Raw genomic sequence first — 16,186 nt, forward strand, 5'->3', positions numbered from 1 at the left:
TACATCAATTTATGCGTCACGAAACAACCAGGGCTGGCTCGCCCGGTGCCTGGCTTCGAACGCGGCAATCGCATCGCCGTCCTGCAAGGTCAGGCCGATATCGTCCAGGCCGTTGATCAGGCAGTGCTTGCGGAAGGCGTCCACCTCAAAGTGGTACACCTTGCCGTCCGGACGGGTCACGGTTTGCGCAGCCAGGTCGATGGTCAGTTGGTAGCCCTCGTCGGCTTCCACTTGCTTGAACAGTTCGTCGACTTCTTCGTCGGTCAGGATGATCGGCAACAGGCCGTTCTTGAAGCTGTTGTTGAAGAAAATGTCGGCATAGCTCGGCGCGATGATGCTGCGAAAGCCATATTCTTCCAGGGCCCACGGCGCGTGCTCGCGACTGGAGCCGCAACCGAAGTTTTCCCGGGCCAGCAACACGCTGGCGCCCTGGTAGCGCTCGGCGTTGAGCACGAAGTCCTTGTTCAGCGGGCGCTTGGAGTTGTCCTGGTAGGCGTAGCCCACGTCCAGGTAGCGCCACTCGTCGAACAGGTTGGGGCCGAAACCGGTGCGCTTGATGGACTTCAAGAACTGCTTGGGGATGATCTGGTCGGTGTCGACGTTGGCACGGTCCAACGGCGCGACCAAACCGGTATGTTGGGTAAAAGCTTTCATCGGGTTTTCCTCAGATCAATTCGCGAACGTCGATGAAACGACCGTTGACGGCAGCGGCGGCGGCCATGGCCGGGCTGACCAGGTGGGTACGGCCACCGGCGCCCTGACGCCCTTCGAAGTTACGGTTGGAGGTGGACGCGCAATGCTCGCCCGACTCCAGGCGGTCCGGGTTCATCGCCAGGCACATCGAGCAGCCCGGTTCACGCCACTCGAAACCGGCTTCGAGGAAGATCTTGTCCAGGCCTTCGGCCTCAGCCTGGGCTTTTACCAGGCCCGAGCCTGGCACTACGATGGCCTGCTTGATGGTCGAGGCGACTTTGCGGCCCTTGGCGATAACCGCCGCCGCGCGCAGGTCTTCGATCCGCGAGTTGGTGCAGGAGCCGATAAACACGCGATCCAACTGGATGTCGGTGATCGCCTGGTTGGCCTTCAAGCCCATGTACTTCAAGGCGCGCTCGATGGAACCGCGCTTGACCAGGTCGGCTTCCTGCGCCGGGTCCGGCACGTTCTGGTCGACGGCCAGGACCATTTCCGGCGAAGTGCCCCAGCTGACCTGCGGCTTGATCTGGGCAGCGTCGAGTTCAACCACGGTGTCGAACACCGCATCGGCGTCTGACACCAGGTCTTTCCAGGCTTCAACCGCGGCGTCCCAATCGGCGCCTTGCGGTGCAAATGGGCGCCCCTTCACGTATTCAACGGTTTTCTCGTCCGCCGCCACCATGCCAACGCGGGCACCGGCTTCGATGGACATGTTGCAGATGGTCATGCGGCCTTCGATGGACAGGTCGCGAATAGCGCTGCCGGCGAACTCGATGGCATGGCCGTTACCGCCGGCGGTGCCGATCTTGCCGATCACGGCGAGCACGATGTCCTTGGCGGTCACGCCGAACGGCAAGGTGCCTTCGACACGGACCAGCATGTTCTTCATTTTCTTCGCGACCAGGCACTGGGTGGCGAACACATGCTCCACCTCCGAGGTGCCGATGCCGTGGGCCAGGGCGCCAAACGCACCGTGGGTGGAGGTGTGGGAGTCGCCGCAGACCACGGTCATACCCGGCAAGGTGGCGCCCTGCTCCGGGCCGATCACGTGGACGATCCCTTGACGCACGTCATTCATCTTGAATTCGGTGATGCCATATTCGTCGCAGTAGTCGTCGAGGGTCTGCACCTGCAAGCGCGACACGGTGTCGACAATGGCGTCGATCCCGCCCTTGCGCTCCGGGGTGGTCGGTACGTTGTGGTCCGGGGTGGCGATGATCGAGTCGACGCGCCAGGGCTTGCGCCCGGCCAGCCGCAGGCCTTCGAACGCTTGGGGCGAGGTCACTTCATGGATGATGTGACGGTCGATATAGATCAGCGACGAGCCATCGTCGCGCCGTTTCACTTCATGGGAATCCCAAAGCTTGTCGTAAAGCGTTTTGCCGGCCATCAGTCGGTCCTCATCAGCGGTGTTTCTATGCGCCGGGCTTTTCAATAACCCTTTGGCTTGTGAGGCTGATGGTATGGCGCTACATTAAATAACTCAAATTCATATTTTTTATGCTTTGGATTACCAACTGGAATACACCCATGGACCTGGCCAACCTCAATGCCTTTATTGCCATCGCCGAAACCGGCAGCTTCTCAGGTGCCGGTGAACGCCTGCACCTGACCCAACCGGCCATCAGCAAGCGCATCGCCGGCCTGGAACAGCAATTGAAGGTGCGACTGTTCGATCGCCTGGGCCGTGAAGTCGGCCTGACCGAAGCCGGCCGGGCCTTGCTGCCGCGCGCTTATCAGATTCTCAACGTGCTGGACGACACCCGCCGCGCCCTCACCAACCTCACCGGAGAAGTCAGCGGCCGCCTCACTTTGGCCACCAGCCACCACATCGGCCTGCATCGTTTGCCACCGATCCTGCGCACCTTCACCCGGGAATACCCGAACGTGGCCCTGGATATTCAGTTTCTCGATTCGGAAGTGGCCTACGAAGAAATCCTCCACGGCCGCGCCGAAGTGGCAGTGATCACCCTGGCGCCCGCCCCCCATCACCTGGTACGCGCCACCCCGGTGTGGGACGACCCGCTGGATTTCGTGGTGGCGCCGGAGCATAGCCTCACCGGCAACCGCAACGTCAGCCTGGCCGATATTGCCGGCCACCCGGCGGTTTTCCCTGGCGGTAATACCTTTACCCACCATATTGTCAGCCGACTGTTCGAGGCCCAGGGCCTTACGCCGAACATCGCCATGAGTACCAACTACCTGGAAACCATCAAGATGATGGTCTCCATCGGCCTGGCCTGGAGCGTCTTGCCGCGCACCATGCTCGATGAGCAGGTGGCGAGTATCGCTTTGCCGGGCATACAACTCAGTCGCCAGCTAGGCTATATCGTGCACACCGAAAGGACGCTGTCGAACGCTGCGCGGGCGTTCATGAGCCTGTTGGATGCACAGGTGGATCTGCCAGTGATACCGGTATGACGCCGTGCGGCCCCAGGTTGTGAATAAAACCGCGCTGTTTGCCCATCGAGCCAAGGCCCTTTGATAATGCGCAACCCTGTCGACCCTCTACCTCCCCTGCCCCGCATCTACGCCCTGGACCCCCAGCAGGCGGAACAAAGCTGGGACAGCGCCCCACAACTGCTGGCAGCCCTGAATGCGGCCCGGCTGGGCGCGTGGTGCTGGGAAATCGACACCGGAAGAATAAGCTGGTCACGGGGCACCCAGGCGCTGTTCGGCTTCGACCCGCGCCAACCGTTGCCCAAGGACCTGGATTACCTCGACCTGCTGGCGCCGTCGGATCGGGACCGTGTGGTACGCGCCTTTCATGCAGTCTTGGCCGGCGAGCCGTTCGAGCAGGCCATGCACCATCACATCCAATGGCCGGACGGCACCCATCACTGGCTGGAGATCAATGGCAGCCTGGCACCAGACAAGGTCGGCCGGCGCCGCATGATCGGCGTGATCCGCGAGACCACTCGCCAGCGCGAGCGGGAGCATGCCCTCAGCCATTCCGAAAAACGCTTCGCCACGCTGTTCCACCTGTGCCCGAACATGGTGTTGTTGACCCGTCAGCGCGACGGCCTCATCAGCGAAGCCAACCAGTATTTCGAGATGCTCTTCGGTTGGCCGGTGGCCGATGCCATCGGCCGCACCACCCTGGACCTGGGCCTGTGGCGCCACCCCGAACAACGCGCGCAGTTGGTCCAGGCCACCCAGCGCAAGGGTGAACCCATCACCATGGAAGTGCAGTTCTGCGCCAGCAACGGCCAGATCCACGATGGCACCCTCAGCGCACAAAAGGTCGAGCTGGAGGGCGAGGCCTACTTGATCAGCACCTTTCTCGACACTACCGAGCGCAAAAACGCCGAAAATGCCCTCAAGGACAGCCAGGAGCGCCTGGACCTGGCCCTGGACTCGGCGCAACTGGGCACCTGGGACTGGCATATCCCCACCGGCATGCTCTACGGCTCGGCCCGCGCCGCTCAACTGCACGGCCTGCCACCCGAGCCCTTCCATGAATCCTTCGAGGCGTTTTTCGAGGGCATGCCCAGGCAAGAGCGCGAGAACATGCGCAACGCTTACCGCACCCTGCGCGAAGGCCCGGCCGGCAATTACCAACTCACTTACCGCGTGCCACTGGAAGACGGCAGCTCGCGCTACCTGGAAAGCCGCGCCCGCCTCTACCGCGACGAACAAGGGGCGCCGCTGCGCATGGCCGGCACCCTGCTGGACATCACCGACCAGGTGGAACGCGAACAACGCCTGACCGCCTCCGAAGAAAAGTTCGCCAGCCTGTTCCAGGCCAGCCCCGATCCCATCTGCGTGACCTGCCTGGACAGTGGCGCGTTCATCGAGATCAACCCCGCCTTCACCCAGACGTTTGGCTGGACGGCGGCCGAGGTGATCGACAGGAGCGCCGAGCAGATCGGCCTGTGGGACGAGTCAAGCAAACGCCTGCAGCGTATCGAACAGGTGATTCGCGACCAGGCGTTGAGCAATGTAGCCATCGTGGTGCACCACAAGAACGGCCAAACCCTGACCTGCATGATTTCCAGCCGACTGATCAAGGTGGGCGACCAGCCGTGCATCGTCACCACGTTGCGCGACATCACCCAGCAACAACGCTCGGAGGCCGCGCTGAAGGCCAGCGAGGAGAAATTCGCCAAGGCCTTCCATTCCAGCCCCGACGCCATCTCCATCACCGAGCGCGACACCGGCCGTTATGTGGAGGTCAACGACGGATTCTGCCGCCTCACCGGCTACCGCGCCGAAGAAGCCATTGGCCTGACGCTGTACCAGATCGGCATCTGGGCCGATGAAAACCAGCGTTCAGCCTTGTTGGCCGAATTGCAGATCAAGGGGCGTATCCCTCACCTGGAAATGCTCTGGCACAACAAGCGCGGCGACGTATTGGCGGTAGAAGTCTCGGTCGAGCCGATCACCCTCAATGAAACCCCGTGCCTGCTGCTGACCGCGCGGGACGTGAGCCTGCTGAAAAACGCCCAGGCGCAGATTCGTCACCTGGCCTATCACGACCCGCTGACCAACCTGCCCAACCGTGCGCTGCTGATGGATCGCCTGAGCCAACAGATCGCCTTGCTCAAGCGCCATAACCTGCGCGGCGCCCTGCTGTTTCTCGACCTCGACCATTTCAAGCACATCAACGATTCCCTCGGCCACCCGGTGGGCGACACCGTGCTGAAAATCGTCACCGCGCGCCTGGAAGCCAGCGTGCGCATGGAGGACACGGTGGCGCGCCTGGGCGGCGATGAGTTCGTGGTACTGCTCAGCGGCCTGGATGGCACCCGCACGCAAGTCAGCGCCCAGGTGCAGGAACTGGCCGATACCCTGCGCGAATTGCTTTCGGAGCCGATGTTCCTCGATGGCCATCGCCTGCAGGTCACGCCAAGCATCGGCGTGGCGTTGATTCCCGACCATGGCACGACCCCGGCGGACCTGCTCAAGCGCGCCGACATCGCCCTGTACCGGGCCAAGGATTCGGGGCGCAACACCACGCAGATGTTCCACAACAGCATGCAAAAGGCCGCCAGCGAGCGCCTGCGCATGGAAACCGACCTGCGCCTGGCCCTGTCACGCGGCGAGTTCAGCGTGCATTACCAGCCCCAGGTGGACGCGCGCGGCAACAAGATCGTCGGCGCCGAGGCCCTGGTGCGCTGGCAGCATCCGCAGCTGGGCGCGCAGTCGCCGTCCGAATTCATCAAGGTCCTGGAGGACAGCGGCCTGATCCTCGAAGTGGGTACCTGGATCCTCGACGAGGCCTGCGCCGCCTTTGCACAGCTGATTGCCGAAGGCTTGGTGGACCCGCTGAATTTCAGCCTGTGCGTGAACATCAGCCCCCGGCAGTTTCGCCAGAACGACTTTGTCGAACGGGTGGAGCGCAGCCTCAAGCGGCATCAACTGCCCTGCAACCTGCTGAAACTGGAAATCACCGAAGGCATCGTGATTCAGAACCTGGACGACACCGTGGCGAAGATGCGCCGCCTGAAAAAGCTCGGTGTCAGTTTTGCCATGGATGACTTCGGTACCGGCTACTCATCGCTGACGTACCTCAAGCGCCTGCCGGTGGATGCGCTGAAGATCGACCAGTCTTTCGTACGCGACGCGACCCATGACCCCAACGACGCCGAAATCATCCGCGCCATCGTGGCCATGGCCCGCAGCCTGAACCTGACAGTGATTGCCGAAGGCGTGGAAACCCCGGAACAACTGGCATTCCTGCAAAAGCTGGGCTGCCATTTGTTCCAGGGGTATTTGCACAGTCGGCCACTGCCGATCGAAGGATTTCGGCGGTTGTTGGGCTAGCCCTTACACCAGCTTCAAAGCAGTGAGCGTTTTGCGCCGCCAGGGCGACCCGTTCAAGTCGTACTTTTGCCCATACAGGTCCAGCATCCCTTTGACGACCACCACGGAATGCCAACCGTCTGCAATCGTACCGATTGCACCGCTGACCAACTCCTCGACAGTGCTGTTACGGATGTAGCCGAACAGGCCCAGGCGCTGGAGAGCCTCGCCTGGGTATTCGCCATCGTTGAGGGTTTCCAGGGCCGCCGCAAAGCTTTTCCCCGCACGGAAATCGTTGTTTTCCAACTGAGCCCGCTTGGCGCTGCAGGCGTAGAGGAAATTGGCATAGTCCAGTAATACCGGGTCGCTGCCATAGAAGTTCGACGCAGCGGTTGCCTGCCTCAGCTCCTCATGGCTCAAGCGCAACCGGAACCCATCGCGCATGGTCACTTCGCATCCGACTGGCGTTCTATAGATGGCCGTGTAGATGCCTTCGGGGAAACGGGTGATAGCTGCCTTGATTGCCGACACCGTCACACAATTGCCCTCCACACCTTGATAAAAACCGCTCCAGATATCGGCGCGCCGGATGCTTTCCGATACCTGAGCCAGCCCCCCATCACGCTGCGGTGGTGCTTCACGATCATCAAACAGCACATAACCGTAACCTTCGCCCCGCGCGTGATTGGTGCCGCCCACCACGAGCGCCGCTCCGAAGTCATGGGTCTGGCGGACCCAGGCCAAATCCCTGCCGACCATGTCGCGGGCAGCAACCCATCGCGACAACCCATACACGCCCATTCCCTCCAGGCAACGCTTGCTTGTCTCGCCCTCAAGGCTCTTCGCCAGGGCAGCACCGAACGTCGCGTAGCCGCCCAGTTGCTGCTTGCGCTTTACAAAGGCCGCCAACATGAAGTTAGCGTGCTGCAACACATCAGGGTCCTGCCCTGTGAACCTTGACGCCCGGGCGACCTGCTCAAGCTCTGCCTGGGACAGATGCACCCTGTATTGATCCTTCATGGTGATGGCAAAACCTTTACCTGCCGGGGTTACCTGGTGGAAAACATCGGAGGGACGCGGGCCGAGGCTCATCATCATCAGTTTGATAACCGCCACGTGAGTACTGCAGTCCACATTTTCGCCGAATCGACGCTCGGCGGCTGCGAATGCATTCACGGGCCCATCAAGGCTCATCCCGGCCCCGACGCGGACAATACTTGAACCATGCCCAGGCAGCCGTTTTGCCATGGCCGTGCGATGCCCCTCAATCAAAGTGTTCATCGGACTGCTCACTCAAGGCTGGACGAAAACGTACAGCCAGGGCACTGGCTGCACCTCTGCACGCGCACATCACACCAACGCGATGGCGTCCCCACGTGTCGGCGCGGAACCCTGGCGCCCATACATCTCTTCGCGGCCATTGATCACCGCCACGGAATGGAAGGCTCGATTGCACATGCCCAGCTGCCCCCTGGCGAGATCTCGCACACTCACCCTCTTCATGTGCTTCCTGAGGCCCAAACGCAGGAAACCCTCGCCAGGCCCATACTCATCCTCACCATTGTTCAAGCTTCTCACTCCGGCGGTATAACTGCGGTTCGCCCAGCCGTCGTTGTTTTCCATATGCGCGCGCTTGGCACTGACGGCGAACAGGAATTGCGCGTCCTTGAGCATGCCTTTATCACGGCCGATAAAACGCGAACCCGCGGCGCCAATTTTTAACTCTTGATCCGTCAAGTTAAGTACAAAATCATCGCGCATCGTCACCCGGTAACCATCACTTGTCTTGGTCACCTGTTTATAGATATCCGTTGGACTTTGGCCGAACTTGTACATGGCCGCCTTGATGGCCGAGACCGTGACACAGTTACCATCCGGGCCTTGACGAAACCCACTCCAGATATTGTCAGGTTTTGCGCCATTACGTTTATCCGACAAATTCGGTATAGGCACGTACTGTTTCGGTTGCGGCTCCGGCGGCACCACGGGTTCGACGGTCGGATTTACTTGAGGACGCGGCGTACTATCGGGAACCAACTTATCCGTTTTACTCGTTAAAAGATTAAATAACTGCGTAAAAAACGAAGTGAACAACGCAATCACGCTGGCCGCCGGGTCTGGATCAGCTCCTATCGCCGCCTGACTGTGTCGCCCGCCTGCGGTAGCAGATGCAGCGCCTGTACCAAATTCGATAGATTTAAACCGGTAGGAAGGTGCCGGTTCGTTAACAGCAGCCGGCAAGTTTCCGTTATACGCCTGACGAACATTCACTACGCGCGCAATATTATGAATCGAACAGTACGACATGCTTTTTCCCTCCACTTTCCGAGTGCTTCTCCGGGCGCCGTGCCGCCCGGAGAAACCCCGTTTTTATTTATCCAAGAAGTTGCGACGCGATGGCAGCAATCAGCTTCCTAACCGACGACGATTGATAAAGGCCCAGCCCTTGAAGTCATTCTCATTTTCTGCAGGACCAGGACTGGTGACGTCCGCTTCGGGCTTTGGCTGATCGGGAATATCCTTCTGCCTGTTATCGGTCGAGGTCAGGGTCTTTGTGTCAGGTCGCGGTGTAGTTCCGGGCAGGGGCGTCGATTCAAGCCGGTGCAGCGCGCCAGGGTGGATGCCTGAAGACTTGGCTTTGGAGGGTGGTGTCACCTTGGCGTCAGGAGCCTTGGTGTCCGGCACCTTGGCGTCCGGCACCTTGGTGTCCGGCACCTTGGCGTCCGGCACCTTGGTGTCCGGCACCTTGGTGTCCGGCACCTTGGCGTCCGGCACCTTGGTGTCCGGCACCTTGGTGTCCGGCACCTTGGTGTCCGGCACCTTGGTGTCCGGCACCTTGGTGTCCGGCACCTTGGCGTCCGGCACCTTGGCGTCCGGCACCTTGGCGTCTGGCACCTTGGTGTCCGGCACCTTGGTGTCCGGCACCTTGGTACCCAGCTTCGTATCCGTCGCCCTGTTGTCCGGCATCTTGGTGTCGTGCCGTGGAGTCACGTCGAGCCTGTGCAACGGGTGAGCATTGGGCCGTACCTCTGGCCTGACGGGCGGCACCTTGGCATCGGGTTGTGGAGTCACCCCGGGGGTGGGCACCGAAAGAGGATTGACCCCTCCTCCGTTGCGTTCGACATGGGCATCAGGACAATGACAATTGGCGATATTGAGCTCCACCTTGACCTGCGCATTCGAGTCGTTGCTCACGTTGACATGGGGCACAGGGACCGACTGAAGCGTCCCTTTGTCGACTTTCACTGTCAGCTGGTTCGTCGTATCCGATGTAGCCGTGGGCGTTGTGCCTGGTTCCACCTTCACTTTCAATTGGGTCGCCAGGTCCGGGGTGGTCCCCGGCAACTTGGCTGGTTCCGCCTTTGCTTTCAGCTGGGTCGTCGCATCCGACGTGACCGCCGTCAGCTGAGCGGGTTCTGCCTTTGCTTTCAGCTGGGTCATCATGGCCGGCGCGGCCTGCGGCAACTTGGCTGGATCTGCCTTGGCTTTCAACTGGGTCGTCGTGTCCGACATGACCGCCGTCAACTGTGCGGGATCTGCCTTCACTTTCAGCTGCGTCGTCATATCCGGCGTGTGCTTGGGTGCTTTATCGGAATGTGTGGTCAGGGCAGGCGTCATGTTTCTCACCGACACCATCTCACGCATGGTTTTGAAGACTTGCTCAAGCATGTCGAACAATTTTGAAAATGCTCCGGCGTTGATCATCATTTCACCGTGAGGCGCTCGGGCGATGTCAGGCCGAAGCGCAGGCGAAATCCATACTGGATCCGCCTTGGAAGAACTCAGCGGTTCATTGGTTTTAAGAGGTGTCGATGGCAGCAAGTGGTGACGCGGGGTCTCAACCTTTACAGAGGGTGAACCATTAATCGAGATGGACATAAATACGCTCCTTAGTGGGCGCCCCTCCCCGGCGGTTAACACCAGGAGTGGCGATAGGATTTATAGATACTGGAAAACAACAGCGCTGCCTTACAGTCCCTACTTCGTGGAGCGTGAGACTATCGAGTTCCAGAAATCGCGCCTCACATAAGGAAACCAACGAGAACTTTCAGACTTTACCCCGTGGTCATTCCAAGAAAACCTTGATTCATCGCACACCGGCGCCGTGCTAACAGACATACCCGCTCATAAAGTGCCGGACATGCAATTAAGAGACATAACTGAACACACCACTAATAGTTGAACTGTGATAATTCACACGCACAGAACATCCACCCGCAATCATCAAAGCGTCGCAGGAACACTCACCAAAACATGCAGAATGATTCAGTCATTATCCAAAGACTTTTAAACGCAGAAGGCTCCTTGTCTTTCGACAAGGAGCCTTCTGCGAAACATATCAGGCGTTCGATACAGGCTTTGAAAGGTCAGGCTGCGACCGGAGTATCCATCCCCAACAACCGGCTGACCTGCTCCAGTTCGGTCTCGCGGCGCAACGCGGTAAACAGCGCGACAGCTTCGGGGTAGTTGCGCGTCAGCATTGCCAGCCACTGCTTCAAACGGCCAGGGGCCTGGCGCTCGGTCAACTGTGCGACCGACTGGGTCCAGAATTCCTGGAGCATGGGTTGCATTTGCGCCCAGGTCATTTCCACGACATCTTCGCCTGCACGCGCGGCGGCGATTTGCCGGGCCAGGTCCGGGCGCGCCACCAGGCCACGACCGAGCATGATGTCTTCGACACCACTGATCTCCCGACAGCGCCGCCAGTCTTCGACGCTCCAGATATCGCCGTTGGCGAACACCGGCACCTTGACCACCTCCTGCACACGCGGAATCCACTCCCAGTGGGCGGGCGGTTTGTAGCCATCGGTCTTGGTACGCGCATGCACCACGATATGCGCCGCACCGCCTTCGGCCAGGGCCGTAGCACACACCAGCGCGCCATCCGGGCTGTCGAAGCCCAGGCGCATCTTGGCGGTCACCGGGATATGGGCAGGCACGGCACGACGCACGTGTTCAACGATCTGGTTGAGCAGCTCCGGCTCCTTGAGCAGCACCGCACCGCCGCGGGACTTATTGACGGTCTTGGCCGGGCAGCCGAAGTTCAGGTCGATCACCTCGGAACCCAGCTCGCAGGCCAGGGCGGCGTTTTCCGCCAGGCATACCGGGTCGGAACCGAGCAATTGCACGCGCAACGGCACACCGGCTGCGGTGTGGGCGCCGTGCAGCAGTTCCGGGGCGAGCTTGTGGAAATACGCCGGGGTGAGCAGGCGGTCGTTGACGCGGATGAACTCGGTCACGCACCAGTCGATACCGCCCACGCGGGTCAACACGTCCCGCAGGATGTTGTCGACCAACCCCTCCATGGGCGCCAAAGCAATTTGCATGGAAAACACTCAACAAAAATCGTGGCGCAGTTTACTGGGTTTCCTGCGGCAACCGTTAACCCCCTGTCAGGGCGGGACCATAACCGTCGAGAAATTCGGCCGGCATGCGCTTGGGCTTGCCGCTGGACAATTCGATGCAGACAAAGGTGGTGTGCGCCCGCAGCAAGGTCGCACCGTCACGCGGGCGTACCAGCTGGAAACGACGGGTCATCTTCAGACGCTGGTCCCAATCGACGATCCAGGTGGCCAACTGCAACTCGTCGCCTTCGTAGGCTGCCGCGAGGTAATCGATTTCATGGCGCACCACGGCCATGGCACGGTCCAGGCGGCGGTACTCGGTGAGGTCCAGCCCCAGGCGCTGGGAATGGCGCCAGGCGCAGCGCTCCAGCCAGGACACGTACACCGCGTTATTGGCGTGCCCCAGGCCGTCGATGTCTTCAGGGGCGACCTGCAGATCGATGATAAACGGCGTTGCCAAATCCCAGCCCATGCCTTGCTCCAGTCGATTGATGTCGGCGGGAGCAGTGTATCAGGCGGTTTGCCGGTCCTGTAGACGACAGCCGGCCAATAGCGCCAGCACGCCCTCGATCACCCGGGGATCGGCCAGCACTTTCTGGTGCCCGCCCTGCTCCAGGCGCAGCAGACGGCTGTCGAACCAGGCTTCGTGGATGGCTTGAGACGCTTTGACCGGAACAAAGGTATCGTCTTCGGCGTGCACGATCAGGCCGGGGATATTCATCTGGTAATGGGCCACATCCAGGTGCTTGAGCGGCATGCCGAACGTCAACTCCACCTCCTGGATGAAGGCCGAGCGTGCCCGCGCCGGTAAACCGACCATATGGGTAAAGCCGCGCAGCACATCCAGGAAGCGTGACGGTGCGGCGATGCTCACCAACGCCTCGGTACGCAGCCCCAACTGCACTGCCAGCATCGCACTGGCGCCGCCCATGGAATGACCGATCACGGCGTGCAGCGGCGGCAGTTCGGCAGCCGCCTCCAGCATGGCTCGGGCGAACAGCAGCACGTGAGCTTCCCGTCCCGGTGAACGACCATGGGCCGGACCGTCCAGGGCGATCACGGAGTAACCGTTGTCTATCAACGCGGTGATCAAGCTGGCGAATTGGGTTGGACGGCCTTCCCAGCCGTGCATCAACAACACCGCAGGGCCTTGGCCCCAGCGCAGGGCCGACAGGCCGAAACGCAAGGTGATGCGCTCCGATTGCGCCAGCAGCGGCAGCTCCCAGTCACGTGGCGGCAGGTCGCGCGGCGTCATGAAGGCACGCCGCATCTTGTTGGCCACCGTTTGCGGCGCCAGGTGCCCCAGCGTGCCGTTGAAGCGACGAATCCAGGTTAACGCGCCCATCCTTGCACCCTCTTCTAGCGCACAGCCGACTTGGCCGCGCGTAACACTCGGTCCGACAACTCGCCCGGCCCCAGGGCGCGCGCCAAGGCCAGCCCGCCGATCATCAACGCCATATCAGCCAAGGCTTTGTCAGTGTCTTCGGGACTCGCGGCAAGCTGGGCCGCCATCAGCTCCACATGCTCGCTCAGCGCCTCGCGAAAGGCGTCCGGCAGCCGCGCCATCTCGCCCACAGTAGCCGGGATCGGGCATGCCTGGACTGTTGAATCGCGGTGCTTGCGTGACAGATAAAACGCCGCCACCAGGCCCCTGCGCTCTTCTCCTGTCAGCTGTGCGTCCATATCGTCGATAGATGCCCGCCGCCGCGCCAATAACTGGGTGAACGCCTCCAGCATCAAGGCGTCCTTGCTTTCAAAGTGTGCGTAGAAACCACCGACGGTCAGCCCCGCCGCACCCATGACTTCGCCCACGCTAGGCTCGGCCGGACCACGCTGGGTCAATGCAGCGCTGGCGGCTTGCAGAATACGTTCGCGGGTTTGCGCTTTTTTATCGCTCATCGTTGCCTCCGACTTTCATGGGTTGAATATTATTACCATAATAATATTTGGCAAGCGACAAGCATGACCACTGGTCAGCAAAGCAAAGGGAATGGGGAGAGAGAATTGGCCAAACGCCAGACAAACAAAAGGGCCATTCAATAATTGAATGACCCTTAAAAATCCCGCAAAGCGGGTAATCGTGGCGTCCCCTAGGGGACTCGAACCCCTGTTACCGCCGTGAAAGGGCGGTGTCCTAGGCCACTAGACGAAGGGGACACAAACCTTCTATACAACTGACCAGGCTGAGACTGGTCGATTCAAGGATGGAGTGGCCAAAACCTTGAACCCGTAAATTGGTGGAGCTAAACGGGATCGAACCGTTGACCTCTTGCATGCCATGCAAGCGCTCTCCCAGCTGAGCTATAGCCCCGGATTTTTCGCCTCGCGGCGCAGCAGGCCTTTCGAACTGCTTGTTGAAACTGGCGTCCCCTAGGGGACTCGAACCCCTGTTACCGCCGTGAAAGGGCGGTGTCCTAGGCCACTAGACGAAGGGGACAAAACCTTCTGTACAGCTGACCAGCGCTGAGAGCTGATCGATTCAAGGACGGTGTGGCCAGACCTTGAACCTGTAGATTGGTGGAGCTAAACGGGATCGAACCGTTGACCTCTTGCATGCCATGCAAGCGCTCTCCCAGCTGAGCTATAGCCCCTCATCGGTGAGGACGGGGCGAATCTTAATGGCGGTTTGGAAAGGTGTCAAATTTATTTTCAACATTTTCCAAAATTTTTTGCCGGGATAACAATCACTTACCGACGAAACCCCGGAAAACCTGGGTTTCGTCGCTGCAACGGACTGCTTAAGCGATAGCGCCCAGCAGCTTTTCCCACTCTTTGTTTTCTTTCTTCGATACACCACCAAGCAAATCAAGGGCTTGGCGCAGGCGGAAACGGGTCAGGTCCGGGCCGAGAATTTCCATCGCATCCAGCACCGACACCGAACTGGCCTGCCCGGTGATCGCGGCAAACATCAGCGGCATGGCATCGCGCAATTTCAGCTCCAGGGATTCCACCACCGCCTGGATCGTCGCAGTGATCGCGTCCTTCTCCCACTGGCGCAGGCTTTCCAGCTTCCACAGGATCAGTTGCATGAGCTGGCGAACCTGGTCGCCCGAGAGCTTCTTGGACTCGAACAACCTGACATCCGGGTTCACACCACCGGCAAAGAAGAAGCTGGCCAACGGTGCGACCTGGCTGAACGTCTCCACCCTGCCCTGCACCAGCGGCGCGATCTTCATCATGTATTCTGGGTTCAGCGCCCATTGCTGCACGCGGCTGGCAAATTCTTCCACCGGCAGATCACGCAGCCACTGGCCATTGAGCCACGAGAGTTTCTCGATATCGAAGATCGGCCCGCCCAGCGACACGCGGGACAGATCGAAGTTATCGACCATTTCCTGCAGGGAGAACTTCTCGCGCTCGTCCGGCATCGACCAGCCCATGCGACCCAGGTAGTTGAGCATCGCTTCGGGCATGAAGCCCATGCGCTCGTAAAACGTCACCGACGTGGGGTTCTTGCGCTTGGACAGCTTGCTCTTGTCCGGGTTACGCAGCAGCGGCATGTAGCACAGCTGCGGTTGTTCCCAGCCGAAGTATTCGTAGAGAAGGATCAACTTCGGCGCCGATGGCAGCCATTCTTCACCGCGCAATACGTGGGTGATGCCCATCAGGTGGTCGTCGACCACGTTGGCCAGGAAGTACGTCGGCAGGCCGTCGGTCTTCATCAGCACCTGCATGTCCATGCGGTCCCACGGGATCTCGACGTCACCGCGCAGCATGTCCGGCACCACGCACACGCCTTCGCTCGGCACCTTCATGCGGATAACGTGAGGTTCACCGGCGGCCAGGCGGGCAGCCACCTCCTCTTTCGACAGCAGCAATGCGCGGCCATCGTAGCGCGGGGTTTCGCCACGGGCCTGTTGCTCGGCGCGCATCTGGTCGAGTTCTTCAGCGGTGCAGAAGCATGGGAACGCATGGCCCATGTCGACCAGCTGCTGGGTGTACTGCTTGTAGATGTCGCTGCGCTCGCTCTGGCGATACGGACCGTGCGGGCCGCCAACGTCCGGGCCTTCGGCCCAGGTAATGCCCAACCAGCGCAGGGCATCGAAAATCTGCTGTTCCGACTCGCGGGTGGAGCGCAGTTGGTCGGTGTCTTCGATCCGCAGGATGAATTCACCGCCGTGCTGCTTGGCAAAGCAGTAGTTGAACAAGGCGATGTAGGCAGTGCCGACGTGGGGATCCCCAGTAGGCGATGGCGCAATGCGCGTGCGGACGGTGGTCATGGCAGGTCTCGAATGGGCGATATAACTGAAAATTGAAACAAGGGGCGGATGGTAACAGCCTGGGGGATTTCTGGAAAACCGAGGCGCAACCATCGGGGGCAAGTCGAATCGTCGCACCGCCCCTCCCCCATTTGACGGTGTTCACAAGTCAAAGTGTGGGAGGGGGCTTGCCCCCGATGAGGC

12 protein-coding genes and 4 tRNA genes are annotated in these 16,186 nt (G+C 60.5%); 2 read left to right on the plus strand and 14 right to left on the minus strand.

Features of this window, described 5'->3' with window-relative positions:
* Positions 1-9: 9 nt before the first annotated feature.
* Both leuD and leuC read right to left on the minus strand, forming a co-directional pair.
* Entirely contained in the window at positions 10-654 is a 645-nt protein-coding gene (gene leuD / locus BM416_RS04750; RefSeq protein WP_092486050.1) for a 3-isopropylmalate dehydratase small subunit, read from the minus strand.
* 10 nt (positions 655-664) lie between these two features.
* Positions 665-2,083 carry a 3-isopropylmalate dehydratase large subunit gene (gene leuC, locus BM416_RS04755; protein WP_027604068.1) on the minus strand — a complete coding sequence of 473 codons (1,419 nt, stop codon included), beginning with the start codon at positions 2,081-2,083 and terminating at the stop codon, positions 665-667.
* 140 nt (positions 2,084-2,223) lie between these two features.
* Here leuC and BM416_RS04760 point away from each other — a divergent pair, with 140 nt between their 5' ends.
* Complete coding sequence (locus tag BM416_RS04760) at positions 2,224-3,114, plus strand: LysR family transcriptional regulator (protein WP_092486053.1); 891 nt, start codon at positions 2,224-2,226, stop codon at positions 3,112-3,114.
* Between the two features lie 66 nt (positions 3,115-3,180).
* Complete coding sequence (locus BM416_RS04765; protein ID WP_092486056.1) at positions 3,181-6,459, plus strand: EAL domain-containing protein; 3,279 nt, start codon at positions 3,181-3,183, stop codon at positions 6,457-6,459.
* 3 nt (positions 6,460-6,462) lie between these two features.
* Here the strand turns inward: BM416_RS04765 and BM416_RS04770 are convergent, their stop codons facing one another.
* The 12 genes from BM416_RS04770 to gltX all read right to left on the minus strand — a co-directional run bounded on the left by BM416_RS04770 (position 6,463) and on the right by gltX (position 16,003).
* Positions 6,463-7,719 carry a hypothetical protein gene (locus tag BM416_RS04770; protein WP_092486059.1) on the minus strand — a complete coding sequence of 419 codons (1,257 nt, stop codon included), beginning with the start codon at positions 7,717-7,719 and terminating at the stop codon, positions 6,463-6,465.
* 69 nt (positions 7,720-7,788) lie between these two features.
* A complete protein-coding gene (locus BM416_RS04775) occupies positions 7,789-8,745 on the minus strand; it encodes a hypothetical protein (RefSeq protein WP_092486062.1) in 957 nt (318 codons plus the stop codon).
* A gap of 99 nt (positions 8,746-8,844) precedes the next feature.
* Positions 8,845-10,317: a hypothetical protein gene (locus BM416_RS04780; RefSeq protein WP_139237732.1), complete on the minus strand. Its 1,473-nt coding sequence runs from the start codon at positions 10,315-10,317 to the stop codon at positions 8,845-8,847.
* A gap of 488 nt (positions 10,318-10,805) precedes the next feature.
* Positions 10,806-11,765 (minus strand): tRNA dihydrouridine synthase, encoded by a 960-nt coding sequence (locus BM416_RS04785; protein ID WP_092486068.1) that lies wholly within the window; start codon positions 11,763-11,765, stop codon positions 10,806-10,808.
* A gap of 55 nt (positions 11,766-11,820) precedes the next feature.
* Positions 11,821-12,255 carry an acyl-CoA thioesterase gene (locus BM416_RS04790; protein WP_092486071.1) on the minus strand — a complete coding sequence of 145 codons (435 nt, stop codon included), beginning with the start codon at positions 12,253-12,255 and terminating at the stop codon, positions 11,821-11,823.
* A gap of 39 nt (positions 12,256-12,294) precedes the next feature.
* Entirely contained in the window at positions 12,295-13,128 is an 834-nt protein-coding gene (locus BM416_RS04795) for an alpha/beta hydrolase (protein WP_065940382.1), read from the minus strand.
* A gap of 14 nt (positions 13,129-13,142) precedes the next feature.
* Positions 13,143-13,682 (minus strand): TetR/AcrR family transcriptional regulator, encoded by a 540-nt coding sequence (locus BM416_RS04800; RefSeq protein WP_027604060.1) that lies wholly within the window; start codon positions 13,680-13,682, stop codon positions 13,143-13,145.
* A 182-nt stretch (positions 13,683-13,864) separates the two neighbouring features.
* Positions 13,865-13,940, minus strand: a tRNA-Glu gene (locus tag BM416_RS04805).
* Positions 13,941-14,018: 78 nt separating this feature from the next.
* Positions 14,019-14,094 (minus strand) — tRNA-Ala (locus BM416_RS04810).
* Between the two features lie 50 nt (positions 14,095-14,144).
* Positions 14,145-14,220 (minus strand) — tRNA-Glu (locus BM416_RS04815).
* Positions 14,221-14,298: 78 nt separating this feature from the next.
* Positions 14,299-14,374, minus strand: a tRNA-Ala gene (locus BM416_RS04820).
* Between the two features lie 147 nt (positions 14,375-14,521).
* A complete protein-coding gene (gene gltX / locus BM416_RS04825) occupies positions 14,522-16,003 on the minus strand; it encodes a glutamate--tRNA ligase (RefSeq protein WP_092486074.1) in 1,482 nt (493 codons plus the stop codon).
* Positions 16,004-16,186 lie beyond the last annotated feature (183 nt).

Source organism: Pseudomonas sp. NFACC42-2 (assembly GCF_900116055.1).
Classification (GTDB): domain Bacteria; phylum Pseudomonadota; class Gammaproteobacteria; order Pseudomonadales; family Pseudomonadaceae; genus Aquipseudomonas; species Aquipseudomonas marginalis.